At 41.6% G+C, this 26,369-nt stretch carries 14 protein-coding genes; 5 read left to right on the plus strand and 9 right to left on the minus strand.

The genetic code is table 11. The features are described 5' to 3' along the window. Window positions 1–34: 34 nt before the first annotated feature. Both FW774_RS09165 and asnB read left to right on the plus strand, forming a co-directional pair. A complete protein-coding gene (locus tag FW774_RS09165; protein WP_149347886.1) occupies window positions 35–4,951 on the plus strand; it encodes a C25 family cysteine peptidase in 4,917 nt (1,638 codons plus the stop codon). Next, the gene (asnB, locus tag FW774_RS09170; protein WP_149347887.1) at window positions 4,951–6,756 is read left to right on the plus strand and encodes an asparagine synthase (glutamine-hydrolyzing); all 1,806 of its coding nucleotides are present in this window, start codon (window positions 4,951–4,953) and stop codon (window positions 6,754–6,756) included. The genes FW774_RS09165 and asnB overlap by 1 nt, the downstream gene beginning before the upstream one ends. On the opposite strand, the gene FW774_RS09175 is transcribed toward asnB, so the two are convergent. Continuing rightward, the gene (locus FW774_RS09175) at window positions 6,753–7,667 is read right to left on the minus strand and encodes a hypothetical protein (RefSeq protein WP_149347888.1); all 915 of its coding nucleotides are present in this window, start codon (window positions 7,665–7,667) and stop codon (window positions 6,753–6,755) included. The two genes, asnB and FW774_RS09175, sit on opposite strands and share 4 nt — an antisense overlap. Before the next feature lie 99 nt (window positions 7,668–7,766). Further along, entirely contained in the window at window positions 7,767–8,669 is a 903-nt protein-coding gene (locus FW774_RS09180) for a histone deacetylase (protein ID WP_149347889.1), read from the minus strand. A gap of 143 nt (window positions 8,670–8,812) precedes the next feature. Between FW774_RS09180 and FW774_RS09185 the strand changes: the two genes are divergently transcribed. Next, window positions 8,813–9,592, plus strand: a complete 780-nt coding sequence (locus FW774_RS09185; protein WP_242457782.1) for a DUF4350 domain-containing protein — start codon at window positions 8,813–8,815, stop codon at window positions 9,590–9,592. 148 nt (window positions 9,593–9,740) lie between these two features. On the opposite strand, the gene FW774_RS09190 is transcribed toward FW774_RS09185, so the two are convergent. The 4 genes from FW774_RS09190 to FW774_RS09205 form a co-directional block, all read right to left on the minus strand. Continuing rightward, window positions 9,741–10,889, minus strand: coding sequence for a T9SS type A sorting domain-containing protein (locus tag FW774_RS09190; RefSeq protein ID WP_149347891.1), 1,149 nt, complete (start codon window positions 10,887–10,889; stop codon window positions 9,741–9,743). A gap of 46 nt (window positions 10,890–10,935) precedes the next feature. Beyond that, a complete protein-coding gene (locus FW774_RS09195; protein WP_149347892.1) occupies window positions 10,936–14,538 on the minus strand; it encodes a T9SS type A sorting domain-containing protein in 3,603 nt (1,200 codons plus the stop codon). A gap of 79 nt (window positions 14,539–14,617) precedes the next feature. Then, window positions 14,618–16,381 carry a RagB/SusD family nutrient uptake outer membrane protein gene (locus FW774_RS09200; RefSeq protein ID WP_149347893.1) on the minus strand — a complete coding sequence of 588 codons (1,764 nt, stop codon included), beginning with the start codon at window positions 16,379–16,381 and terminating at the stop codon, window positions 14,618–14,620. 12 nt (window positions 16,382–16,393) lie between these two features. After that, window positions 16,394–19,654: a SusC/RagA family TonB-linked outer membrane protein gene (locus FW774_RS09205; RefSeq protein WP_149347894.1), complete on the minus strand. Its 3,261-nt coding sequence runs from the start codon at window positions 19,652–19,654 to the stop codon at window positions 16,394–16,396. A 179-nt stretch (window positions 19,655–19,833) separates the two neighbouring features. Between FW774_RS09205 and FW774_RS09210 the strand changes: the two genes are divergently transcribed. Further along, window positions 19,834–20,745 carry a rhamnogalacturonan acetylesterase gene (locus FW774_RS09210; protein WP_242457783.1) on the plus strand — a complete coding sequence of 304 codons (912 nt, stop codon included), beginning with the start codon at window positions 19,834–19,836 and terminating at the stop codon, window positions 20,743–20,745. A 160-nt stretch (window positions 20,746–20,905) separates the two neighbouring features. Then, window positions 20,906–21,667, plus strand: coding sequence for a rhamnogalacturonan acetylesterase (locus FW774_RS09215; protein WP_149347895.1), 762 nt, complete (start codon window positions 20,906–20,908; stop codon window positions 21,665–21,667). Between the two features lie 485 nt (window positions 21,668–22,152). Here FW774_RS09215 and FW774_RS09220 read toward each other — a convergent pair whose 3' ends face one another. The 3 genes from FW774_RS09220 to FW774_RS09230 all read right to left on the minus strand — a co-directional run bounded on the left by FW774_RS09220 (window position 22,153) and on the right by FW774_RS09230 (window position 26,329). Continuing rightward, the gene (locus FW774_RS09220; protein WP_149347896.1) at window positions 22,153–24,279 is read right to left on the minus strand and encodes an alpha-amylase family protein; all 2,127 of its coding nucleotides are present in this window, start codon (window positions 24,277–24,279) and stop codon (window positions 22,153–22,155) included. A gap of 90 nt (window positions 24,280–24,369) precedes the next feature. Next, window positions 24,370–25,569 carry a putative glycoside hydrolase gene (locus FW774_RS09225; RefSeq protein ID WP_149347897.1) on the minus strand — a complete coding sequence of 400 codons (1,200 nt, stop codon included), beginning with the start codon at window positions 25,567–25,569 and terminating at the stop codon, window positions 24,370–24,372. A gap of 10 nt (window positions 25,570–25,579) precedes the next feature. Then, the gene (locus FW774_RS09230) at window positions 25,580–26,329 is read right to left on the minus strand and encodes a glucosamine-6-phosphate deaminase (protein ID WP_149347898.1); all 750 of its coding nucleotides are present in this window, start codon (window positions 26,327–26,329) and stop codon (window positions 25,580–25,582) included. Window positions 26,330–26,369 lie beyond the last annotated feature (40 nt).

A 26,369-nucleotide genomic window follows, 5' to 3' on the forward strand; every position in this document is an offset into this window, starting at 1 on the left:
TACAACAAACAGAAACTTTTATATTTGATGTAGAATGAAATATTTATTGGTCTTTATTTGCTTATTTGCAATCCTGCCAACAAACGCTCAAACTCCGTACGGTAACGATTGGATAAACTTTACTCAAACCTACTTTAAAATTAAAGTAGCTGAAGATGGCATTTACCGTATTAATCAGTCTCAGTTACAGCAAGCGGGGGTTTCTATATCGTCCATAAATCCAAAAAACATACAAATGTTTTATCGCGGGAAGGAAATAGCTTTATATGTTTCAGGAGAAGATGATAATCAATTTAACAATCAGGATTTTATTGAATTTTACGGTAAAAAAAATGACGGTGGCTTAGATAAACCTTTGTATAGTAATCCTAATGATCAACCACACGATTATTATAGTTTATATACAGATACTTCGGCCTATTTTTTAACCTGGTCCGCTACTACTCAGGGTAAACGTTATCAGAATGTTCGCTTAAGTAACGTAGGCCTGTCTCCCGAGCCATATTTTATGTACCAGGCTTATACCTATTTTACCGATGGGGGCTATTATCCGGGGAATTATATTTTAGCAGCCTTAAGTTTGTCAGAATATACGGAAGGTGAAGGTTTTTTGGGCGCATTAATCTCTAAAGGCACCTCTCAAATTAAAACGTTATCTACTCCAGGACTATATACAGGAACAGTTCAATCAATTCAAGCCGAAACTTATGTGGCGGGCAGGTCAAACGCCGGAACGTCAAATAGCCAAGGCATGAATCATCATTTCCGTATTGAGGTTAGCAATAATGGTTCTGTATTTAAAACCAGGAAAGATACATTATTTAAAGCATATCAAGTGGCAAAGAATAAGTTTCAGTTAGACTTATCGGATATTGGAACAACGACTTACTTTCGACTTTCATCCATTGATGATTTAGGGGCGGAGACAGATTACCTGGCACCTGGATACATAAAGGTTAGTTATCCAAGACAATATAATTTGCAAGGTGTTACTAACCTGAAATTTACTTTAAAAGGATTAAATACAGGCGAGAATTCATTTGTCCGTTTTAATAATTCGAGTCTTGCCAATCCTGTTTTACTGGATTTGACCAATGCCAAGCGAATTTATGTGAATAATATATCTAACACAATAGAAAGCGTCATTCCAGGAGCTGGTACGGAAAAAGACATTTTTCTATATGATAGTCTACAATACAGAACCACTACACTTATACCTGTTAATTTTACAAATTTAAATCCCTCAACCTCTGATAAAAATTTTATAATAATAACAAACCAATCTTTATTATCAAAAGCCCAGGAATATGCAGATTATAGAGATCAAACCGGATACAAAACCTTATTAATAACAACAGATCAGTTATATGATCAATTTTATTATGGTGTACATCATGCACTCGCTATTCGCAATTTTGCTAAATTTTTATTAGATAAAGCCGGCACAAAACCACAATATCTCTTACTTCTCGGAAAGGGATACTCTCATAGTTATTTGCGATCACCAACGGGATTAGCTAACGATCTGGTGCCTACAATTGGCAACCCGCCATCGGATAATATGTTTACCAGCGGTTTAAATGGAACTACATGGGAACCTGCTATCCCAACCGGGCGTGTATCGGCAAGAACGGTTAATGATGTTGAAGTGTATCTGCAAAAGCTAAAAATGTATGAACAACAGCCGGACTCATTATGGCGTAAAAATATTATTCATGTAAGTGGTGGTGGCCAATTATCAGAAAATCTGCAATGGTCTGGTTATCAAAAAAACTTTGAAAATATTTCCAAAGGGCCTTATTTCGGATCAAATACCATAAACTTTCACAAATTTGTTAATGAACCTATTTCAGATAATCTTCAAACAAAAATAGCAGGAGCAATTAATAACGGTGTAGCCTTCCTATCCTTTCTGGGACATGGTAGCACACAGGCAACTGAAGTAAATCTGGGAGAACCGGAAGAACTTCGTAATCAAAATAAGCTTATGGTTTATCAGATTAATGGATGCAGTGCTGGAAATGCATTTGTGGAAACATCTATTGGTGAAAAATTTCTTCTGCTGCCCCAAAAGGGTGCTATTGGATGGCTCGCTACTACAGACGAAGGAGTTGCCAGTTATCTTGCTTCTTTTACCATGATTTTTTATAACAATGCCTTCAATATTGGTTATGGTAAGCCAATAGCAGAAAACATTAAAGATGCTATAAAAGCATATCAACGATCTGGAGATCAATTAAATCAGGCACATTGCAGGGAATATCTGTGGCAGGGAGACCCGGCTTTGAAATTTTATAGTCCTGCCAAACCAGATTATTATATTGAGAACAAAGATCTGTTCATATATCCTGAAAACGCTACAGCAGTAAGCGATTCATTTGCAGTTGCTATTATAGCCAAAAATCTGGGCAAAGCGTTAAATGATTCATTATCCGTGTCTGTTAAACGCACTTTACCTGATAATAGTATAGTAACGTACACTATTAAGAATTTCAAGCCAGTATACAATACAGATACATTATTTTATTGGATAAAATCCAACGATGTTAAAACCGGAGGAAATAATAAGTTTAGTGTTACTCTTGATGCGAATAATCACTTCGATGAACTTTCAGAAGCTAACAATACAGCGTCTTTCGATTTTCTAATGCCTTCCAACGGGGTTAATATTTTGTATCCTAAATTATATAGCATCGTCGGCACCCCAGATATAGAGCTACAATGTGGTTCCAATAATCTTTTATCTCAAAATGCAGAATATTTGTTTGAAATAGATACAGTAAAGAATTTTAATAGCAGTTGGAAGAAAAGCTCAGGAGTTATTAATCAGGGCTTTATTGCAACATGGAAACCATCATTTACCCCCGAAAATAATAAAGTTTACTATTGGAGAGCAAAACTTAATAATTCAGGCCAATCGGAGCAGAGTTGGCAAGAGGGATCATTTACTTATATAACGCATAGTCCTGATGGTTGGAATCAATCGCATATACAACAATTTGACAATGTCGATTATAAATTTATTCATCAGGATAATATAACAAAGAAATTTAAGTTCGATAATACTTCGTTTAGTATTTCTGTACAGACTCGTGGTGACGATGCGTCAACCGCAGATGAACGGACCATACGGGTAAATTCAGGAGGACGAGTTGGATTTCAGGGATACGAATTTACCGGCTTATCATTAACAACGTTTATTCCAGAAAATTTTGATACCTATTCATATCCTTCCCCATACAATGTAGATGGTTACAAGACACCTTCCGGTGAATTTATCTTTAATATAAACAATAGCGTTGAAGTTGATAGCTTAATACGTTACATCAATAACATTCCCAATGGATATTTTGTTGTAGGGTACAATGGGAGGAATATATCATTAAAAGACTTGCCAGACGCAGCTAAAACAGCATTATCTCAATTAGGATGCTCATTATTTAGCACTGTTGGCCCTGGTGAGCCTTATATGTTCTGGGGGCAGAAAGGAAGTGCACCGGGATCGGCAATGGAAAGGACAGCAGATTATTCATCTATAGTCCCGGCACGAGGCCAACTTATAAAAGACCGATATGAATATCCATATCCATTCGATAGTGGAGGTTATGTCTCAGAAAAAGCCGGCCCTTCACAAAAATGGACAAAAGCTTATTATGAATTTGAGAAGGACGACGCCGATCAAATATCATTGTCATTAATGGGAATTAACAGAACCGGAACAGAAAGTACACTAATATCATCTCTACCTGCTGATTCAGTAGACCTGAGTAACATCGACGCAAATATTTATCCTTATTTAAGAATAAAGGCGGATGTTACAGATAATATAAATAGAACACCAGCCCAACTAAAGTCTTGGAAATTTCTATATGACGAATATCCGGAAGGAACAATAAATCCACTTATTAAAAATAATTTTTATTCAAAAACAGTGCAAGAGGGGGACTCTATTAAATGGGAACTCAGCTATCAGAACATTTCAAAGTATATTACAGATTCTATTCAAGCTTATTATACACTTACTAAAAGCGATCGAAGTGTCTCCCGTAGCTATTTAGGCACATATGGCCCGCTTAAAATAGACGAAAGTTTAACTTCAATGCTTACACTATCAACCCGTGGATTGCAAGGAATCAATAGTTTAAAATTTGAATTTGTTCCTAAAAATAATCAAGACTCTTATGTATTCAATAACATATTAACTCAAACGTTTACTGTTGAAACCGATAAAAAGACGCCGTTAGTTGATGTTCTATTTGATGGGAAGCATATTATTAATGGAGAAATTATATCTCCAAGGCCAAGTATCAATATAAACTTGACCGATGAGAACCAATATATCTTGTTAAACGATACTAGTGTAATTAATGTATATCTGAAAAGACAGGATGATGTTAGTTTTAAACGGATTAATTATTCTGATAATAAACTAATGTTTGTAGCAGCCGAATCAACCTCGAACAATAAAGCTTCGGTAATTTATCAGCCAGATAAGCTCGAAGATGGTATTTATACATTAAAAATACAGGGAAAAGATTCATCAGGAAATACTAATAATGTAAATGATTATCTCACTGATTTTGAGGTAATCAATGAGTCCTCCATCACAAACTTCTATCCATATCCTAATCCGTTTACTACAAAAATGAAGTTTGTATTTACATTAACCGGTGAGAAGGTCCCTGATAAAATAAAAATTCAGATTATGACTATAAGCGGTAAAATAGTTCGTGAAATTTTTAAAGATGAACTAGGCCCTGTACATATCGGCAATAACATATCTGAGTTTACCTGGGATGGAACGGATCAATATGGAGACAGATTGGCTAATGGTGTTTACTTTTATCACGTTATTACTGAAAATTCAGATAATTCAGAATTAAAGCACAGGTTTACCGCAGGCGATGCGTTTTATAAAAAGGGGTTTGGTAAAATTTATTTGATGCGCTAATGTGTGGAATTACCGGATTTGTTGATTTTGAGAATATATACGACCTAAATGACTTAAGACTTATTACGGATAGCATCAGGCATCGCGGACCGGATGATTCAGGCTATATATTTGAGCAAACAGATAGTTTTTCAATAGGTTTCGGTAACCGGAGACTATCTGTTATTGACTTATCAGAAAGAGGACATCAGCCATTTTGCAGTCCATGTGGTAATTATGTACTGGTTTTTAACGGGATGATCTATAATTACCGGCAACTACAGGTTGAGCTTATACAACTCGGCATACAGTTTCGTTCAAATTCAGATACTGAGGTGTTATTACAAGCCATTCTCAACTGGCCCGATAATTACCTGACCAAAATTGAAGGAATTTTTTCGTTTGCTTTTTATGATAAGCCTAAAGCTGAAGTCCATTTAGTACGTGATCCTATCGGTGTTAAACCGCTATTTTACACTTATACCGGTAACACACTGGTATGGGGGTCTGAGTTAAGAACCTTTCTAATAAACAGACACTTTAGAAAGCAACTTGACATACCTTCATTAAACTTATATTTTCAGTATGCTTATTTTCCAGGGAATAGCAGCATACTAAAGCATGTAAGGAAAATACTTCCGGGCGAAAAGTTGGTTTTTAAAATCAGAAACAGAGAACTAAAGGCAAATAAATACTGGCAGTTTTGCGGACAATCTATTACAAATCAGCTTCCTGAAAAAGAAGTTATTAACCGTACACACCAATTATTAAAGCAATCTATTGGCCAAAGATTGGTTGCCGACGTTCCCATCGGTGTGCTATTAAGCGGAGGCTATGATAGCACAACTGTTGCCGCTATTGCCAGAAACATCTCTGATAAAGTAATTAAAACGTTTACCGTTGGGTTTGAAGAAGATAAATTTAATGAAGCGCATTATGCGAAAGTAATAGCAAATTATTTAGGTACGGAGCACCATGAAATCTATTTCACACAAAAAGATGCAACAGACATTATACACAATATAGGAGAATACTTTGATGAGCCTATGGGCGATAGTGGGGCTGTATCGGTAATTCTTGCTGCACAGTTAGTTAAACCTTATGCAAAGGTAGTATTATCTTCAGAAGGTGGCGATGAACTTTTTGGCGGATATACCGGTTATTTCAAAGCGCTAAATGCAGCCAAACTTACATCATTTATTCCACAGGTTCCCCAGTTTAATAACAGGAAACTCTATCTTCTGAACCAGAAGAACGCTTTAGATTTATATGATGCCATAACACATTATTTCCCTCCTAATGAAGCTTTCCGACTTACCAATGTTCATGCGAAACGTTCATTATTAAAATCCACTCACCAAGGCCTCAATCAGTTACTTTATTATGATTTATCTTATTACTTGCCAGATGATTTATTAATGAAAACCGACCGGGCAATGATGCATTTCGGCATTGAAAACCGGGATCCCCTACTTTCACCTCAACTTGTTCAGTTTCTGATGCAGTTAGATGCGAAATTAAAATGTCCTCAACTTTCCCCTAAAGGATTACTGAAACAAATTACCCATCAATACATTCCTCAAGAGCTACTTAGCAGACCTAAAATGGGATTTTCTATTCCACTGCAAATATGGCTAACTACACTCCTTAGGGACTTTGTATCTGACAATATTTCATATCTAAAACGTACCAATTTACTGGATTCAAAGGTTATAGACAGGATATTGAGAAGTTCTCAAAATAAACCGGATTATCACATAATCAAAAAAGTATGGGCATTACTCGCTTTCTCATTATGGTATCAGCGCTGGTTTGTTGCAGATTAAAATTTTCTGATAACCCTTAGCAATATCCTAAGCAAAGGATTAGCAGGAGAATATGATACATAAAAATGATTCTCCAACTTTGGATTAAAAAATGCTTTAAACCGGGATATTCCTTCCATGTCTGCACCACAAAGATCCATATAGGTAAAATCGTTATTGCACATCCAGTCTATCCTTCCCTGATATAATAGTGTGTGCGCATAAGCATGCTCCCTATTTATTTTATTCGACAATAGTGTATATGATTTATTTTTTTTCTTATCCAGCAACACCAAGCTTGAACAGATATGCTTTTCTTCATAAAAAACATTAAAGGCTTGCAAATAACCTTTTATTGTAAGAAGCTGCATCAGCTTAATAAAGCTAACAGCTTTAATTTTGAAAAAAAACAGTTCGGATAAAAAAGCAACATTAATATCAATCGATTTATCGTCGGGGAAATGAGTTTCTAAGGTATAATGTGTTGCCTTATTCAAATTCTTATATATGCTTGGATGTACCGGTTCATCCGTTTTTTTGATATAGGTATATCGTATATCGGCTACAAACCCTTGCCATAAAAATGGACGGATATCTTTAATATCTACATCTAATTTAAGTGCTATTTTCCGGTACTGCCTTTTGAGGTGGGTAATAATTTCTTTTAAAATGTCATTACATTTTACCTCGCTCAACCCCTCCTCTACCCAAAAAGGTGTATAAGTAAACTGTTCAGGCATAACAATATTTCGGCCTTTTTTAAATACTGCGAGGGCTGCAAGAACCTTACCTTTTTTAGTATAAATATAATACTTGACCGAAACACGAAAGGCTTCTGCAACCGCGTTCAGGTAATCCGGTTGAAAGAAAATAGAATGCTGCTCCAGGTTTAACGCGGTTTTCCAGCCTGCTTCGTCAACTTCGGTTAGCATATTAATAGTTGTTCGTTTTTTGTTGTTCAGTTCAACTCTCTCAACCCGGGCATTATTGTCAGTTATTCTAATTGTCCATTATCAACTATACACTGTCAATTATCCCCATAACTCCTCCCCGATTTTGAAAGTATTACAGTGAGCGTTAACAATATCGCGAATGTCGGGTGAGTAACCTCCGCCCATGCTCACCTGAACCGGCACATCATAGCGCTTGCAATATTCAAGTACCAGTTTGTCACGTTGTTTACAGCCATCTGTGCTAAGAGCTAGCTTTCCCAACTTGTCAGTAGCAAGCACATCCACTCCCGAAAGATAAAAAACAAAATCGGGTTTTACATCCTGAAATAATGTTGATAAGGTATTTTGTAAGATTTGCAGGTATTCTTCATCGCCAATAACAGCCGGCAGACCAATATCCCAATCGGATTTTTCCTTACGGAACGGGAAATTATGCTCGGCATGCATGGAAAAGGTAAACACTTGTGGATTTTGTTGAAAAATTTCGGCAGTGCCATTGCCCTGATGCACATCCAGGTCAATAATCAATACCGATGTTGCCAGGTTTTGAGATAGTAAATAATTAGCTGCAATAGCCTGATCGTTTAACAGGCAAAAGCCTTCGCCCCAGTTGCTTCCGGCATGATGCGTGCCACCTGCAACATTAAACGCTATCCCCTCATTGAGCGCATAAACGGCTCCTTCAACCGTTCCTCCGGCTATTAACCGTTCCCGCTCAACTAATCGCGGTGATAATTTAAACCCTGTACGACGCTCTTCATCGGCAGTAAGCTGTAAATCGCGTAGGCGCCGCCAATAATCCATTTCGTGCGTAAGCAGGATAATTTCCTCATCAACCGGCTGTGGCTCAAAAAAATGATTTCGGCTGACAATACCTTCGTATAACAATTGCTCCGGGATAAGTTCATATTTCAGCATAGGAAAACGGTGTCCGGCCGGCAAAGGATGTACATACAACGGATGATAAGCTATCTTCAGCAAGATTATTTAACAAATTTTAGGCACGAATATACAAAGACACTGCCTATAGCAGCCCTAAGCATGTAAAAATAACATCACAAGTTTGTAGGATAAGATTTTGATTTGCATATTGGCAACATAAAAAGACAATTAAAATGATGAAAATGGCATTTAAATCCGCCGTGCTGCTTTTAGCCCTGACTTGTATTGGCAGTGCTCAGGCCCAGGTAGTAACCCTCGATTATTTTTTCAATCATGAAACCCGTAAAAGTAAAACCGGCGAAATGGTTCAGTATCATTACACCTGGGAAGATAAAACCAATACCGGCTATTCGGTATGGGGCGACATTTTCAAACAAAACGGGGCTCAGCTAAAATCATTGAGCGAAGCGCCTGCTGCCGCCAATTTGAAAGGAACGGATATCTATATCATCCCTGACCCGGACACAAAGAAAGAAAGCCCATCGCCTAATTATATTGAGCCAGCCCATATTAAGGCTATTTCGCAATGGGTAAAAGCCGGTGGTGTATTGGTAATGCTGGCTAATGATAGTGCCAACGTAGAATTACAGCATTTCAACAATCTTGCCGCAGCGTTCGGTATGCATTTCAACACAGACCTGCAAAATCATGTAATTGATGATAACCATTTTGAAGACGGAGCTATTGTAACAACCGGCAACCCTGTTTTTAAAACTGCAAAGAAGATCTTCATGAAAGATGTTTGCTCCATTTCGGTGCAGCGTCCGGCTCAAGCCGTTTTGAAGAATAAACAAGGAGCTATTGTTATTGCTTCGGCTAACGTTGGCAAAGGTAAAGTTGTTGCTGTTAGCGATCCCTGGATATACAATGAATATTGTAACGGGCGGCTACCTGCTCAATATGAGAATTACAAAGGTGCCGAGGATTTTTCGAAATGGCTGATTGGTTTGGCTAAGAAATAGGTAAGAGAGTATCCGAAAAGTAATATTTTGCCACAAAGGCTCTAAGGCATAAAGAAAATCAACATTGACAATCAAGCCTTTTGCATTCTCGTACCTTGGTGGCATCTTTTTAAACCAGGCCTTTTCGGACAATCTCTTATAATCACCTTTACTGCTTCACAAAAGTAGAACAACCTGATTTTCCGCCTGCCTTAAAAAACAGTATATATACTCCTGGTGCAAGAGCCGATACATCTGTTGATGCGCTTGTTGAGCCCGTTAAAACCAGCTGACTACTTAGCAGTTTTCCCTGGGTATTCATGATTTTTATTTCGCCGTTTGCGCTTGTTTCAGGGTAAGCTACAGTTACGTTCTGCAATGCAGGATTAGGATATAACGATATGGCTTGTACCCCAAGCTTATTATTAATGCTTTTTACATCACTGTACGTGAATTTGCCATCAATATCCAGTTGTCTGATACGATAATAATTCATTCCTGCCAAAGGATGATTGTCTGCAAATGTATAGCTGTGAGCACCCGGAGTATTTTTAGCAGGAATATTGCCTATGGTATAAAAAGCACCACTGTCATTAGCCCGTTCTATTTCAAACGTACGGGTATTCACTTCATTCGCGGTTGTCCACGACAGGTTAGTCTGATTACCGGTTGGGTTTAATTCAGCATCAAAGGATGTAAAATTCAGCGGCAGGGTGCCTTCGGCGCCGGTAAAGCCGCTAATAATAACATTTTTGCTGACAAAAAATTTATCAGCCTGAACTGAAGTAACCCACGGAGAAATACGAATAGTTAGCGATTTACCGGCAGGAGTAAACAAATTCAAATCATTAAAGGAATAATTTACTGTTGAATTGTTTGTACCATACGAAGCAATAGCATAATCTGTTACAATATTATTAAAATCAACTCCATCTATTGACCATGAAATGTTCACCTTACAGGCTGAACTTGAATTGAAGGCCATACCAATGGAAAGAGAGGTTATTAACATTTCGTCAGAGCTATTAGGGGCAAGGATATAATCGATATGCCTGCCAGCCTGTGGCCCTGTTTCTGCCGGCCAGTTAGCGTATGTATCACTTAATCTCTGCCCTTTTTCGCCATTTATATAAGCAGATACAGCCATTCCTGTTGGGGATTGTACCTGCGCTGTTATATTGCCTGTTGTTGTAGGTGTTCGTGTGGCTTCAGAAACTAAGCCCCAGGTTGCACTTGCCGCTGTTTGCGCATAAAGTTGTGCTGTGGTTAATACGATTATACCTGATAAGAGTGCCGAATACATACTTTTCTTTTTCATAATTGCTGATTATTAGTGATTTTTAATTTGGTTTTTTAGTTTTTGCTCATCTCTTTACAAACATTATCTGCTGTTTAGCAGTAACATTATTTAATTCAAGAATATATACCCCGGACGCAAGCGATGCTGTACCGACTTGTGTCTGTGTAACGCCTTGTTGAAGCGTTTGCCGGTACAATTGTTTGCCATCGCGGGTATAAATAATGATCTCTGCCGAAGCATTAGCATTGGAGTGGTTTACAGTTAATAAGCTGTTTACCGGGTTTGGATAAACTACCAGTTTTTTTACATCAGCCTGGTTTTTCACGGCAGTAGCGTTTTTTGAGGAATCTGCCACCAGGTTTAAAACAAGCAGGTCATCTGTGTTTACGGTTATTACATCGCTATAAACAGTATTCCCGCTTCCATCAGACCTATAGCTTCCTACTTTGTAATACACTAATCCTGCAGGTGCAGAAAGATCAGTGATAACATACCGGGTTTTGTTAATATCCGGAAAGATCTCTGTGATTTTGGTAAATGTGCTGTCATCCGTTGAGCGGTATAAGGCAAATTTGAACTGATCCTTCGCCCAATCGATAGTAAAATCCACGCTAACAGCATCGCCACTAAGGTGTGTACCGTTGATCTGTTCAAACGTAACAGGCTTATCGGGGGAAGGTATGGCATTCAGGTATTTTTCCAGCATGGTATAACCGTCATCGGCGTAGCTGGTTGCATTCACACTGGTGGAATCGGTTCCGCCGCCGTTAATTTTAGCTTCCCACCAATCCGGCATACCATCGTTATCGCTGTCGTTTGGATATGTGGTACTATTTAAGGCCGGCCATCCCCCTACCGTTTCCTGGCTATCTATAATGCCGGATGGGTTGCTTATTCCTGCCGGGTGATAGCTAGTATCGGCGTAGGTAGCTGTACCGGTACGGGTCTCACGGATAATACGGCGATCAAGCGTATCCCTGCGAGGCAAAATGGCCCCGGCGCTATCTGTTACCAATAAATAAGCGTTCTCTGCTGTTTGTGTGGTAACCGGGGTATACGGAAAAGGCGTATCCACACGGGCATTGATCACATCCTGTGAGGTTCCGTTAGCATCCGGATACACACCATACGTCCAGTTATTATCATCCGTATCACTTGCTTCTGTTACACACGAATAGCCCGGAACATAATTTCCTTTGATGTAAAATTTGCCCCCTCTTACGGTATCGCCCGAAGTATTTATACTATACGTTGTGTACGAAAGAATACGATGGCGATGGTTACCAATAGTACAGAACGCACTACCGGTAGTTGCAGGACCCGGCTTGTAATAATTATTAACCATGTTGATATGTCCCCCTTCGCCGCCATACGATGAACCGCCCCAGTTATAAATCACATTATTCCTAAAATCGACATACTCCAGCTCAGGCTGCATGGTAGCAAGGCTTCCCGAAAACCGGGGATTACGATTAGTGTTGCTGGCCAATAGATTGTGATGAAATGAAGCATTCTGCCCACCCCAGATACCGCCATATCCATGCCCGGTATGGTCGCCGCCGGTTGTTTTATGATGATATGAGTAATACAGGCTTTCGCTTAACAGGCTCCATTGAAGCGTAAAATCAGAAACAGCGTAAAATGATCCTATTTCGTCTGTTGACCAGCTCAGCGAACAATGATCTATAATAATATTGGAATAAGGATGTGTCAGCGGCACGCCAAATCCATTTCCCATGGCATCCAGATCGGTATGAGCCGGGTCGCCCGGACGTAAACGGATATAACGGATAATGATATTGTTGGCTTTAATGGCAATTCCCCATTTTTTCAGGCAAATGCCATCGCCCGGAGCCGTTTGCCCGGCTATGGTAATATTATCTTTGATGATATTAATCCGGCTTTGCAGTTCGATAGTCCCCGAAACCTTAAATAATACCGTCCGGAAAGGCTGACTGACAGCATCACGTAAGCTGCCCGGGCCGGAGTCGTTCAGGTTGGTAACATAGTAAACACTTCCTCCCCGCCCACCTTTGGCAAAGCGTCCTCCTCCTTCGGCTCCGGGAAACGCTACCTGCCGGAAAGGTTCTGTAAGACCGCTAATCACTACATTTCTTGATACCAGGTAACGGCCATCGCTAATCAAAGCGCCTGTCCAGGGAGAAACCTTCAGGTAAAGGGTTTTCCCGGTAGGGATTTCAATATTCAGGTTATCAAATGTATAGCTGTGCGGTACAGATCCTGATGCTAAAGGCTGGTCGGCCACCAGGTTAGTATAACTTACGTTATCCAGCGACCAGGAAATGCGGACATGGCCATAGCCGGATGAATTGAAGCTTAACGGTACCGTGATTTGATTAACGGTAAAGTTATTCCCGGCAACGGGAGAAACTGTGTACAGCACATAACGGCTATTGTTCGGGCCGGTTTCCGCGGGCCATATTCCTCCCGATGGCAGTAAGCGTTGTCCCCCATTTCCGGGAATGTAATTATTCACAGTCAAACCGGTCAGGGCCTGGTCTGTCGCAGCAATATTACCACTAACCGTAGCCGACTGGTTTGCGGTTAATGCCCAGGTGGCTACGGGAACGCTCCTGGCATAACCCGAAACGGTTACATTTTTTGAAACAAGGTATTTACCACTAATGGAGGCTGTTGTCCAGGGAAATACCCGCAGGTACAATGTTTTTCCTTCGGGGACATCAATATCCAGGTCGCTCCTGGTAAGTAATGTGGCATCTGTACCTGATGATAGCGTAACGGGCGCTCCCAGTTGTTCAAAATGAATACCATCGGTTGAGTATGCAAGCTGCGCCCTTGCCGCGGATGAGCTGTTAAAGCTTAGATAAAGCGAAATGTCGGTAACCGTTAATGCCTTGCCGCTGGTTGGAGAAACCGTATATTGCAGGTACCGGTTACTATTCGGGCCCGTTTCTGCAGGCCATGTTCCGGTGCCGTCTGTTACCTGCTGACCTTTATTCCCGGAGATATAACTGTAAACAGACAGGCCGGTTACTGTTTGTGCACCGGCAGTAATATCGCCGCTGGTTGTAACCTGCTGATTTGCTGTAAGCTGCCAGTTTGCAACCGGTGCTGTTGTAGTTGTACCGGAAATTGTTATCCCCTTAGTAACCAGGTATCTGGAATTGATTACCCCGGTTGTATACGGAGAAATCCTGAAATATAACGTTTTGCCACTCTGAACGGTAATATTCAAATCACTGAACGTGTATTCTGTTGGTGTGGATGAAGAAGTCAGCCAGAAATCGGGCGTGATACTGGTAAAATGAACACTATCTGTAGACCACGACAGGTTTGCCCGGGCCGCCCCGGAACTATTGAAACTCAACGCGATCTTAATTTCATCAACCAGCAGGTTATTGCCATTAACCGGGGCCACACGATATTGTAAAAAACGGGTACTATCCGGCGCTGTTTGCGCCGGCCATGAATTACCGGGCGGAATAGTCCGTTCGCCGCCGCTGATGTAATCGTAATGATTTAATCCTTCCAGTTGCCCGGCGGAAGCCGTAATATTACCAGTAACAATCGCATTATGATTAGCAGTAAGCGCCCATGTTGCACTGGCAGCAGTTTGTGCCATCGCATAAAAACAACTGCTGGTTAGCAGGCAAATAATGATTAGGCTGAGTAAAACTTTGTTCATGCGCACCGTTATTAAAAGTTCAATAAAACTTCCGGTAACAGGCGCTTATGTATCGACCTGTTCCCGGAAGCCTGAGTTATCAATACCCGTAATCCTGGGTTATTAGCGGATTCGCGTCCCGTGCCGATTGCGGTATGGGCAGCAGTTCACTGTGATTTGGCCGAAACAACTGTGCCAGATTGGTTATCCAGGTGGTGGTTATTGAGGCTACCCAATTTACCCGTGTATAGCCTGTTGGTGCGGTAGCCGGCGATGGTTCATACAATGAATTACCCCATATAACTTCTGTAGATCCCGGTTTATAATACATGTATTTCGGAAGCTTATCGTAAGGCGCCTCCTGGTTTAACATTTTGGTATAATTATCCCGGGCTTCCTGTATTTTCTGTCCCAGCAAATTCCACCGGATGAGATCGTACTTTCGTATACCCTCGCCCCCAAACTCAAAATAACGTTCATTTACAATAGCGTTAAAAAAATCTTCTTTGGTTGATGGCGTTACACCGATTTCTGTTTCATGGCCTTTAAAAGCCCGTTTTCTTACTTCTTCATACGCGTTTTTAGCATCAGCCGTAGGCCCATTGTTCAGCTCATTTTCGGCTTCGGCAAACATCAGCAGCACATCAGAAAAACGGATGATCGGCCAGTTAATACCGGTTGCCTGTATAGCTGAGGTTAGTGCCGGATTGATCCAGTCTGACCGGAATTTCCCGCTGGTCATATTTACCAGTGTTTGTACAGCCTTGGTTTTATCGGCATTATTGTAATACGGAGTTGTAGTTACATCGCGACGGGTATCCAGCGAATTAAAGGCGTAAAAATATACGGGAACAACACGTACCGAACCATTACCTAGTAAAGCAGTATTACCGGGAATGTAAAACCTCGGACCATCGTAATATCCCAGTTTACTGTCCACCTCACGAGCCATCGCTACCTCGAACATGACTTCGCCGTGAGGCTCTATTTTATAGGAATCTATACCATCTTTAAATACAGCCTGGAAACTTGGGTTCAGGGTATGCTGATCGCGATGCTGCATAATATCATAGCACTCATCGCGTGCAATCTGGTAATAGGTAAGATAGTCTGGCCGGCGCTCCATAACGCCGGATTCGCGGCGCAGCGAATATCCCCCACGGTACAGCGCCATGCGGGCACGCAAAGCCTTCACAGCCCCTTTGGTGATGCGTTCATCCGAAGCTACTTCTGTACGCCAGGGTACCAAATCTTCGGCAGTTTTCAGATCGGCTATCAATCGGTCGTAAATCTCATCGCGATCTGTTTTTGGCAGGAACAGATCCGGCTGATCGATAGATGGCTCAAACTGGGCCGGAATATCTCCCCAATTTCGGATAAGTTCAAGATAAAACTGGGCCCTGAGGGTAAGCGCCTCGCCATACAGGCGCTGCAACTGTTTTTTATCGTCAGCACTGCCATTGGTGTACAGATCCATGGCTGGTATATTCTTGATACAGATATTAGCCCGTTCTACCCCGGCATACAATTGGTTAAATGGTGCAGATAATTGGGCATTACTGGGTTGCAGATTATATCGCGAAAGATCCCGTGAACTGTTATCTGGTGAAGCTGCATTAGTAACACCGATCATTTCGTCGGTATCATAAGGATACATCATGCTGAGACGGCTGCCATAAGCCTGGTCGCCGGCAAGCCGATCATAAACGCCCAGAACAGCGCTTGTTGCACTGCTAACACTGCTGAACACGTATTTTTCGTCAAATGCAGATGGCGGTTCCAGGTCGAGGTATTTTTTACATGCGCTGCTCAATGTAATTAAGGCTGCAACCATCAGTACCAGGTAATATCTTGTTGTTTTCATCACGCTGAGTTTTTATAATGAAAGATTTAATCCTAAAATAAAGCTCCGGCTTCTGGGATATGCCGACCAGTCAACTCCCGGTGTAACCGGTGTAGTTCGCCGTGTATTCACTTCGGGGTCATACCCGGAATAACCGGTAATCACGGCCAGGTTATTGACTGTACCGTAAACCCGCAGATTTTTTATTTTCAGCGGGCTTAACAAACGGACTGGAAAAGTATAGCCGAGTGTAATGTTATTGATCCGCAAAAACGAGCCGTCTTCCATAGCCCATGATGTAGGATACCAGGCTCCCACGCCGCTTATCGGCATCCATATCGAAGCGTTTTTGTTAATGGCAGCCAATTCTTCCGGCGGCACACCGGTTACTACCTGCTGGCCTGAAATGGTAACTACCTGCTGAATAACATTACCATTATTATCAATGGTGCGCCAGCGGTTATTCATGATGGCCAGCGAATTGTTATTCCGGCTGTATCCGTTTGTAAATTCAATTTTATTGGCATTATACACTTTATTGCCGTACACAAAGTTTACGAATACGCTTAAATCGAAATTTTTATACGTAAACTGTTGGTTGAGGCCACCGGTAAACTTGGGATTGGCGTTACCGATAATAGTTTTGTCGCTTTCATCGATAACCTGGTTGCCATCCAGATCTTTCAGTTTCATCCATCCTGGCTGAGCAATACCTATTGCATTCGAAACATCGGTTACGCCGGGTTTGAGTGTGTACTGACTTGTTGCCGCATCGTAGTTAAAATCATCAACAGTATAAAACCCGTCGGAAACAAAGCCGTACATGGTTCCTACCGGCTCGCCTACTTTTACAATATAGTCTGCCGGCTGCCCCGATATTCCGAACCCTGAATTTGTAAGATAACTGTTTTGCTGATTGGATAGCTTTTCAATCTTGTTGCGGTTAAAAGCCATGTTGAAGTTAGTGCTCCAGGTAAAGTTTTTATGCCGGATGGCCACTGCATTTAGCTGAAATTCCAGTCCACGGTTGGATGTGCTTCCCACATTCTGCATTTGAGTAGTATAGCCAGCTGTGGGTGGTATGGGAACAAGGATCAGCAGATCACGCACAGAATTTTTATAGGCATCAACGGTTAGTTGGATACGGTCTTTAAGTAACGACAGGTCAAGCCCGATATTCCGCGATACGGTGGTCTCCCATTTCAGGTTCTTATTAGCCAGGCTGCTTACGGTATATCCCGGCACTACCTGCTCATTAAGCGCATATTTAACCGGCAGATCATTATACGTGCTGCTAAAAATATTCATGTACAAATAATCGTCCATACGGTTATTACCGGATGTACCGTAGCTGGCACGAAGTTTCAGATCGGATATTACCGGGATATTTTTCATAAAATCTTCCTGCGATATACGCCAGGCGACTGCTCCCGACGGGAAATAACCCCAGCGCTTATCGGGTGCGAATTTTGACGATCCGTCTGCACGCATACTGAATGTAGCCAGGTATTTGTCTTTGTAGGCGTAATTGGCCCGGCCAAAGAACGATACAATACGGCTCTCGTAAGCTGTTGCTAAAGGATATGAAGGAACAGATGTACCAATATTCAGCTGATTCAGCGCTTTTTCGGCCGTGATACCAACCGGAAAATTTTTCAGCTCGTTATCCAGGCTTTTTGCCGATACATTATAAAATTCGTTTCCAAGCAAGGCATCAAAATGATGATCTGACTTTTTTGAATTAGTATAAGAGAACACATTGGAATTGGTTAAGCTGCTGATATTATTGGTTACCACGCTAACCATCGGCATGCCGGCACCCTGGTTTCTTGCCTTCGATGTGATATAATCATAGAAGCTGTTTAGCGTTTGATTCGTATAATTTACGCCCAGTGTTGACTTGAATGAAAAGTGTTTATTAAACGTATAGTTGATATAGCCGTTCAGGTTGGTAACTTTAGTATACCGTTTACGGTACATGGCGTCACTTAATAGCACCGGATTAATAATGCCCACACCGTTACCGGTATTGGTTTCCTCATAATAGGCCTCGTCCAGATCTTCGGGCGATAAATTACCAATGAGCAAAGGCCGGTATTTAATGGTATGCCGTAACAAGTTATATGACACCGCTCCTGCATCAGATGTACCTGCGCCCGTAATAACCTGGTTGTTGTACCGTATATTAAAGCCTGCTCTTAACGCGTTACTTACGTGGGTATCAAACCTGAAATTAACAAGCTTACGGTCAAAATCAGAGTTGAGCATGATACCATCTTCGCCATTGCTGGTCATGCTCAGGTTAAATTGCGTGGTTTTGGTTCCGCCTACAATGCTTACATTATGGGTCTGGGTGATGGCATCGTTACCAAATGTTTTTTTCTGCCAGTCTATAAACGGTACACTTTTATACTGATCTAAATCTTCCCAATTGCCATACGTTTCGGCAAAACCGTTTTCTGTAGTGGTTAATCCGCGTGATCTTTCATATTGGCTGATCACGAAATCATAAGGATGCATAACATCAAGCTCATTAGCCAGGCTTTTAAGACCTACCAGGCCATTATAATTTACCCGTGTTTTCATCACCTTCCCTCCTTTGGTCGTGATAATAACCACTCCATTGGCCCCACGTGCACCATATATGGAAGTTGCCGAAGCATCTTTCAGTACATCCACAGATTCTATATCCTGCGGCGACAGGCTGGATAAACCATCATCCACAACAATACCATCTATAACATATAACGGTGAATTGTCCTGGGTAATTGAACCACCGCCCCGCACTTTAATCTGCACTTCAGAGCCCGGCGCTCCTTCGGAAGAAGTAACCTGTACACCAGCCAGCCGGCCGGCCAGCGCCTCGGCGGCAGAGTTAATGGGAATATCTTTTAACTGCTTTTCGCCAACTGAAGAAACCGAGCCGGTCAGATCTCTCCGGTTTACCGTAGCGTATCCGATAGCTACCACTTCATTGAGCTGAATATTATCATTTTTTAGCCGGAAATGAGCAGTATTCTGGTTACCGGTAACAGTAATTTCCTGTGTTTTATAACCTATATAACGTGCTACTAACGTAATGTTGCCCTTAGCAGAAGTAGTTATGCTGAAATTGCCATTCGCATCGGTCTGTGTGCCTTTTGTCTCCCCTTTTATTACAATACTTACGCCAATCAATGACTCGTTGGTATCTGCATCTTTTACATTGCCGGTAATTTGCCTGGCAGTTTGAGCATTGGTTAGTGTTGCAACTCCCAGCATCAGCGAAAAACAAAGCGGTAAAATCTTTTTCATCCTGTTTTTTTATTTCCTAATTATTAAACGTTATTTCAAAACAATCCTCATTGAATAACATATACGTTATCCAAGACCGATTCTTCATTTTAATCAGGTAATGGTTTATAATAGTTGACTATGGTTTATCATAATCGTCAGAACAAGCTTACGTATTTTTATAGGAATGTAGATGCAACATGCCGCTAAAAATCTATGCAAGCGTTCTCGATAACGCTACCGGTAACGATTGCACAAATTTTTCTGAAGGATACCGGATTACCGACAGGCAAAAGCAGGTATATTCGGTAAAAGAAAATAACCAACTGATCTTTCAGTTCAATTTAAAACCAACGAATATGAAAACCAATTTCAGAATTATCTTAACATCCGCTACCTTACTTTTAATATTCCTTTGCTGGAAAAACGACCACAAACTGACTATTTATTCCATTGGTGATTCTACCATGTGCAATACCACAACAATAGACAATTACCCCGGTCGCGGCTGGATGCAAATGATTGCTCCTTACTTCGACGAACAAACCACTATTAATAACATGGCCGCCAGCGGACGCAGCTCCAAGTCATTTCGCAGCGAAGGAAGATGGGCACAGGTTATCGCGAAGGTTCAGCCCGGCGATTATGTGTTTATTCAATTTGGACATAATGACGAAAAACCGGATACGTTACGGCATACCGACCCTGAAACGACTTTCCGCCAGAATATAATTAATTATGTTAACGAAGTAAAAGCTAAGGGCGCCCACCCCGTACTGTTCACTTCCATTACCCGAAGAAGGTTTGATAAAAGCGGGAAACTGATAGACACCCATGGAAAGTATGTTTCTGTAATACGTGAGTTAGCACCCGAATTAAATATTCCCCTGGTTGATTTAAATAAAAAAACCACCGAGATGGTGCAGGAATTTGGCCCCGAAGAATCTAAAAAGCTGTACATGTATGTTGAGCCCGGTGTAACATCCAGATTACCACAGGGTAGAAAAGACGATACGCATTTATGTATATATGGCGCTACCAAAGTTGCCGGCCTGGCTGCCCGGGAACTGAAGGCGTTAAACCTTCCGGGATTGAGCGAGCATATTAAATAGTCCACCTAACCCCTCTCCTTTGGAGAGGGGAACTGAACCATGCAGACATTGTAAACTATCCATTGTCCACTGTCAATTATTAAAACTTGCTTCCGGTCTTTTCTGACTTTCCGATATCCGGACTATCTGCTATGAACCTAAACCACAAAAAAAATAATTCATGAAAAAGAAACTATTGTTATTGTGCTGTGCGCTCGTATCGCTCTGTTTTAAAGATGACCCGAAAAACATCACCATCTATTCTATTGGCGATTCTACCATGTGCGACTTTAGCGAACGGTATTTATCAGCCTTTGGCGGCCCGAACTATCCTATACGGGGATGGATGCAAGTGATGCCCCAGTTTTTTAATGACCAGGTAATTATACATAATGCCGCCAGAAGCGGACGAAGCTCTAAAAGCTTTCGCGATGAAGGTTTCTGGAAACCAGTAATTGATAGTGTTAAACCCGGCGATTATGTATTCATTATGTTCGGCGGCAACGACCAGAAGCCGGACACGCTGCGCCATACAGAACCGTTTACCACCTACCGGGAAAACATGATGAACTATGTTAAGGAAGTGAGGGCAAAAGGCGCTAACCCCGTGCTGTTTACCTCTATTGTACGCCGTAAGTTTGATAAAAACGGCAAGCTGGTTGACACATACGGAGATTATGTTGTCGCAGTACGGAATTTGGCAAAAGAAATGCATGTCCCGATGATTGACCTGTATAAAAAAACAGGCGATTTAGTTCAAAGCTACGGCCCGGAAGAATCTAAAAAATTGTTCCTGTACATTGAACCCGGAAAATTCACCAAGTTACCCAATGGGAAGAAAGACGATAGCCATTTATGTATTTTCGGTGCAACGAAAGTTGCAGCATTAGCCGCCGAGGGATTAAAGGAACTAAAGCTCCCGATAGCAAAATACCTGAAATAGCTTCACACAACGAACTGTTAATTTTTTGCTCGATGGGATTTGTTCCTTTATAGGAGTCCTTTAGACACAGGAATCACTATGTACCTCAGTTTGATTAATAATCCTACTAAAAAACAGGTTGAACAGAGATTATTCATTAGTTTTTATGTTTTTCAATGGTATTCATGAGCTCACTTCGTTCGGTTGCTTCGTCGTACCTCCTCGCAATGACGTAAATAGGTACGTCATTGTCCCGAGATTTCGGGAAAGGGCTGGAATTGTGCGTTGGAATGAAGCAATCTGTTACTAATCAAATAAATAACAATCGAACTCAGGTTATTTGTAATCCCGTCGCCAATAGCACCGGATTTGTAATCCGAAGAACATAAAAAGAGACTTCTGAAGTTTAATTTGCAAGCGACTAGAAGACTTCGGAAGTTTTATAAAACAAAAACGCTGACAGGGTTTGAAACCCTGTCAGCGTTGAAAGAAAAACTAATTCTTTCTTACTTCAATTTCATCACAACCACATCGTAAACAGCTAATTGCGGGACTGTAAATGTAGCCCGGTTACTGTTTTCTTTAAAAGGTATCACGTTTTCAGAAGTATTATCAGGCGATAATATCATCACCTGCTTTACTTTCTTTCCTGCCGGTACTTTTACGTCGACATGGATATTCTGTACAGCCGATTTTTGATAATTAAAATTCACCAGGTGAAGCAGCATAGCGCTTTTGTCCGTTTTCTCTGTAAGCTCCATAGTCACAGTTTCAGGTCCGTCAATATACAGGGACAAATTGTCGCCCGACGCCCATTTTACCGATTCTATCAGTTCCTGGTTGTTAAGCGGAAGTTTCAGGTACTTGCCTGACATGGCTGCTGCAGTTGGTTTGGGCACTGCGGCACGTACTTCGGGAATATAAACCACCCGGCCTTTCCCAATTTGGTTTTTCTGTACCGGTATTTTTAAAATATCTTCCGGTTTGCTACGCAGATGCCATTCGGGAGCCTGTACTTTAAATAAATCACGAAGTCCGAAATCGGCCTTCCGCCGGTACCAGTCTGTATATAACGACGTATGCTCTGTAGCGACTAACCCGCCGCCTTTACTGACAAAATTCCGGATGAGGTTGAGCTGTTCTTCAGTTAAACATTCCTGATCAGCTAAAACCAATACTTTGTATTTACCCAGGTTATTCAGTTGATCATCAAAAATAATATCAAAAGGAATTTTACTCTGAATGAGGCTCTGCTCAAACAAAAATGTGCTTTGATACGGCCTGTCACTATCATACGTCATTGTGGCGTATGAATGAAGCACCGCTACATCGGCAATATTCGTTACATCACGATAGTAATCGAACTGCTTGTGAAAAAACTTCACATATTCTTTCTCATCATCAGACAAATGATATTCCTTACCCAGGTTCCCTCCTTCTATCTCTGTCATTCCGCCAATTAAACCCAGCCCCTGCCGGTCGTAGGCCATTGTTTCCGCCATTTCCAGTTTGTTTGTGGTATTAACCAGCACCCTGTTGTTTAGGGTACGACCCATTTTAAACGTGCGAATCTTGGAGATTAAAACGCCGTCTGCCATAAGCCCGGTTTTCTCACCTTCGGTCCAGAAAAAATCAGAGTGAGCCAGTATCCGTGGAAAATCAACACTCTGCTGCCACATGGTATTCATACCAGCCAGCCCATGCGGGTTACATTCTACCGCTACTTCGGGGTTAAGCTCACGAATATATTTTGCCATTTCGCCATAATAATCGGCAAGCTGCTGACACCTGAAATCTGTCCATTCCTGCAAAAGCGGATCATACATCCGGCTAACGTTCTTGTTGTACGGAGGCGGCTCCACATAGCTTACATCACTAAACCCGAACCGTTGCTTTAGTTGTGCCGGCGTATATTTATGCTTTAAAAACGTTCTGAAATTTTCCGCGGCCAACGGGTGATAAAACACCGGCGGAATACCCTGAACCGATGAATTATCAAAGTGGATCATATCAACTTTGAAATCTTCTATGGCGATTTTAAGTACACGCTTGATATAGGCTTTATAACCTTCGTGCTGAAAATATACGAGTTTACGGAAAGTCTGGCTGCCATAAGTAACCGGCTGCCCCATATAATCGGGAACAATCCAGGCCTTAGCTTCGGGCATTTCAGCTAAAAATGTTTCATACGCCATAGTCGCTCCAATATAAGCTGCTATTTTCAGACCGTATTTCTTACACAAAGCCACTTCCTTTTTGGCATCTTCAATTTCTTCCTTTTCAGCAGTTAACCCAAACCCTTTATAGAAATTCATCACAAGCACCGTTGCGCCCATTTCCTTAAACTTTTTAATACGCTCTTCGGTATGCGCTTGTGCGTAAGCATCATCCATCCATTCCGGGTTAGCCCCAACCCGGCGCCTGAATGTAAGCTTAATATCATGGTCGCAAACCAAAACCATCGGGTAATCGGCAACCCATGATGGCTGAGTCAATGCCTTTCCGGGGGCAGCGTTATTACGTTTTGCCTCTTGTGCAAAGCATAAAGTGGTTGCCAGGAAAAACAAGGCGGTTAAGCCGGACACATAACGCTTTTTATAAGGGGAATTGCTGTTAGTGATAACTTTTCTCATTATTCAGGTTTAGTTAGTGTTTAGAATTTTCTTAAAAGAATCCAATATAAACTTTATCGGGTTAATCTCAATAATAACAAATGCTTAACATTATTTCTTTGTCAGCACAGCGCCCGATGCCGGTTGCAATACCACAGTTCCGGATACGGTATCTCCGTTAAGCGTTTTCCATTTGCCTTTAGGCAGTTTTACGGTAACCGTATCTTTTGACGAAGGATTAACCAAAACCATTCCCTTCTGGTAAGCTCTCATCCAGGCATCACTGCTGTCTTTACGAGGGTCTTCAAGCGGTTTACCGATATTGACATCCATTTCGGGCCGGTAATTAAACTGCTGATACATGGCCTTCTTATTGGACATATCAAAACCTGCGACAGATAACATACTTTTCGGTCCGCGGCACAATAAAAAATTGGCGATTACCCATTCTATCTGCTCGTGCGGCGCTTCTTCAACGGTACCGTTAACCTGGTTAACACCAAAATAACCTTTTGAAGGGGTTATTTCCATAAGCGATGAGAATTCTCTTTCCCAGGACGCATCGGTTAGATTTTTTCCGCCATGGCTAAATCCTGTTTCGTCTCCCCATACATCAACGGCGTTTAACATTCTCAACCTTATCTCTTTGGGGGCGGTGGTAGCTTTTATATTGGCAGCAATGCTAACATCCAGAGGGTGCAGTCTGTCACGAAGAAACTCTATCCAGCTAACCAGGTCCTTTTGAAATGCCGGATCATCCCTTTTGCCTGAATATAACGGCACCCACTTTGTGCCCGAATAATGTCCAACGCATTTAGGCATATTGCTTAGACTCACATTATCCATAGCTACCATTTTATAACCGGCCTTTATAGCCGGTAATATGAACTCATTCATGTAATATTCCCTGACTTCGGGGTTGGAAATATCAAGCGGCGTTGCGCCACCCCAGCTGTAAATAAATCCATACGCGGGCGTTACGCGATCTTCCTGGTACATAATCCAATCCGGGTGATGCTCTTTATACCAGTCAATAGTTCGTTTTCTATCCGGGTTACGCATGGATGGAAAATATTTGCTGGCCATAACGCCATCGGGTTGCTGTGGTGACCTTGCGCCCCAGATGTAATATACTTTATTAGCATGCTGACGGTATACAGCAGGATCCGGCACTCTGGAGTCAAATGCCTGCGCCAAAGGCACTCCGTCGTACGGAATTTGCGATAACCAGGCTGTAGCGCTATCAGACTGCGCACTGGCGCTCAATGCTATTAAAATTACTGAAAGACAGCAAATAATGTTCTTTTTCATAACTTAAGGCTTAAACCAAATGTTTTGATGAAAGTAAAGCTGCCGATGACTGGTCTAAATAGAAGCTGCAGGATGGATGCAGTTGCAAAATACTTGCGGGAAAAAGATTGCTCACCGGCTGCTCCAGGCTGTCTCTTACGGCCTGGGCCTTGCGGCTATCAGGTACTGAACAAATAATGTGTTTTGATTTCATAATTTGCTTTACCGACATGCTGATGGCCTGCGAGGGAACATCATCTACCGATTTAAACCAGCCTTCGCCAAATTGCTGCATCCGGCATTTCTCGTCCAGGTCAACAATAATATAGGGGTCTTCCACGTCAAAATCTGCCGGCGGATCGTTAAACGCCAGATGCCCGTTTTCGCCAATACCTACCAGCGCCACGTCGATAGGATGCTGTTCAATGATGTTCTTTAACCGCCGGCGTTCTTCTTCCGGATCAGCTTCGCCATTAATCAGGTAACTGGCTTTTAACGCCGGTACTTTAGCCAGGAAACGTTCTTTAAGATATTTTCTGAAGCTTGCCGGCTCGGTAATGGGTAAACCGATATATTCATCCAAATGGAACATCACCACTTTGCTCCAGTCAATATCCTTTTCCGTGATTAACTGGTTCAGGGTTTCAAACTGACTGGTGCCGGTGGCAAGGATAACATTTGCCTGACCTTTTTCTTTAATTGCTTCTTTTATCAGGCTGGCCGCATCTTTTCCGGCCGCTTCACCTAATTCATAGTGGTTGTTTGTAACTATAATTTTCATAAACGATTAAATTATTTACTAATTATTGCGATAGATGTAA

This window comes from Pedobacter sp. BS3, from assembly GCF_008274585.1.
Classification (GTDB): domain Bacteria; phylum Bacteroidota; class Bacteroidia; order Sphingobacteriales; family Sphingobacteriaceae; genus Hufsiella_A.

What these genes read in the sequence shown, in the direction of transcription:
- FW774_RS09165 (WP_149347886.1), top strand. Translation starts at nt 35, where the DNA reads ATGAAATATTTATTGGTCTTTATTTGCTTATTTGCAATCCTGCCAACA.
- asnB (WP_149347887.1), top strand. Translation starts at nt 4,951, where the DNA reads ATGTGTGGAATTACCGGATTTGTTGATTTTGAGAATATATACGACCTA.
- FW774_RS09175 (WP_149347888.1), bottom strand. Translation starts at nt 7,667, where the DNA reads ATGCTAACCGAAGTTGACGAAGCAGGCTGGAAAACCGCGTTAAACCTG.
- FW774_RS09185 (WP_242457782.1), top strand. Translation starts at nt 8,813, where the DNA reads ATGGCATTTAAATCCGCCGTGCTGCTTTTAGCCCTGACTTGTATTGGC.
- FW774_RS09190 (WP_149347891.1), bottom strand. Translation starts at nt 10,889, where the DNA reads ATGAAAAAGAAAAGTATGTATTCGGCACTCTTATCAGGTATAATCGTA.
- FW774_RS09195 (WP_149347892.1), bottom strand. Translation starts at nt 14,538, where the DNA reads ATGAACAAAGTTTTACTCAGCCTAATCATTATTTGCCTGCTAACCAGC.
- FW774_RS09200 (WP_149347893.1), bottom strand. Translation starts at nt 16,381, where the DNA reads ATGAAAACAACAAGATATTACCTGGTACTGATGGTTGCAGCCTTAATT.
- FW774_RS09205 (WP_149347894.1), bottom strand. Translation starts at nt 19,654, where the DNA reads ATGAAAAAGATTTTACCGCTTTGTTTTTCGCTGATGCTGGGAGTTGCA.
- FW774_RS09210 (WP_242457783.1), top strand. Translation starts at nt 19,834, where the DNA reads ATGCCGCTAAAAATCTATGCAAGCGTTCTCGATAACGCTACCGGTAAC.
- FW774_RS09215 (WP_149347895.1), top strand. Translation starts at nt 20,906, where the DNA reads ATGAAAAAGAAACTATTGTTATTGTGCTGTGCGCTCGTATCGCTCTGT.
- FW774_RS09220 (WP_149347896.1), bottom strand. Translation starts at nt 24,279, where the DNA reads ATGAGAAAAGTTATCACTAACAGCAATTCCCCTTATAAAAAGCGTTAT.
- FW774_RS09225 (WP_149347897.1), bottom strand. Translation starts at nt 25,569, where the DNA reads ATGAAAAAGAACATTATTTGCTGTCTTTCAGTAATTTTAATAGCATTG.
- FW774_RS09230 (WP_149347898.1), bottom strand. Translation starts at nt 26,329, where the DNA reads ATGAAAATTATAGTTACAAACAACCACTATGAATTAGGTGAAGCGGCC.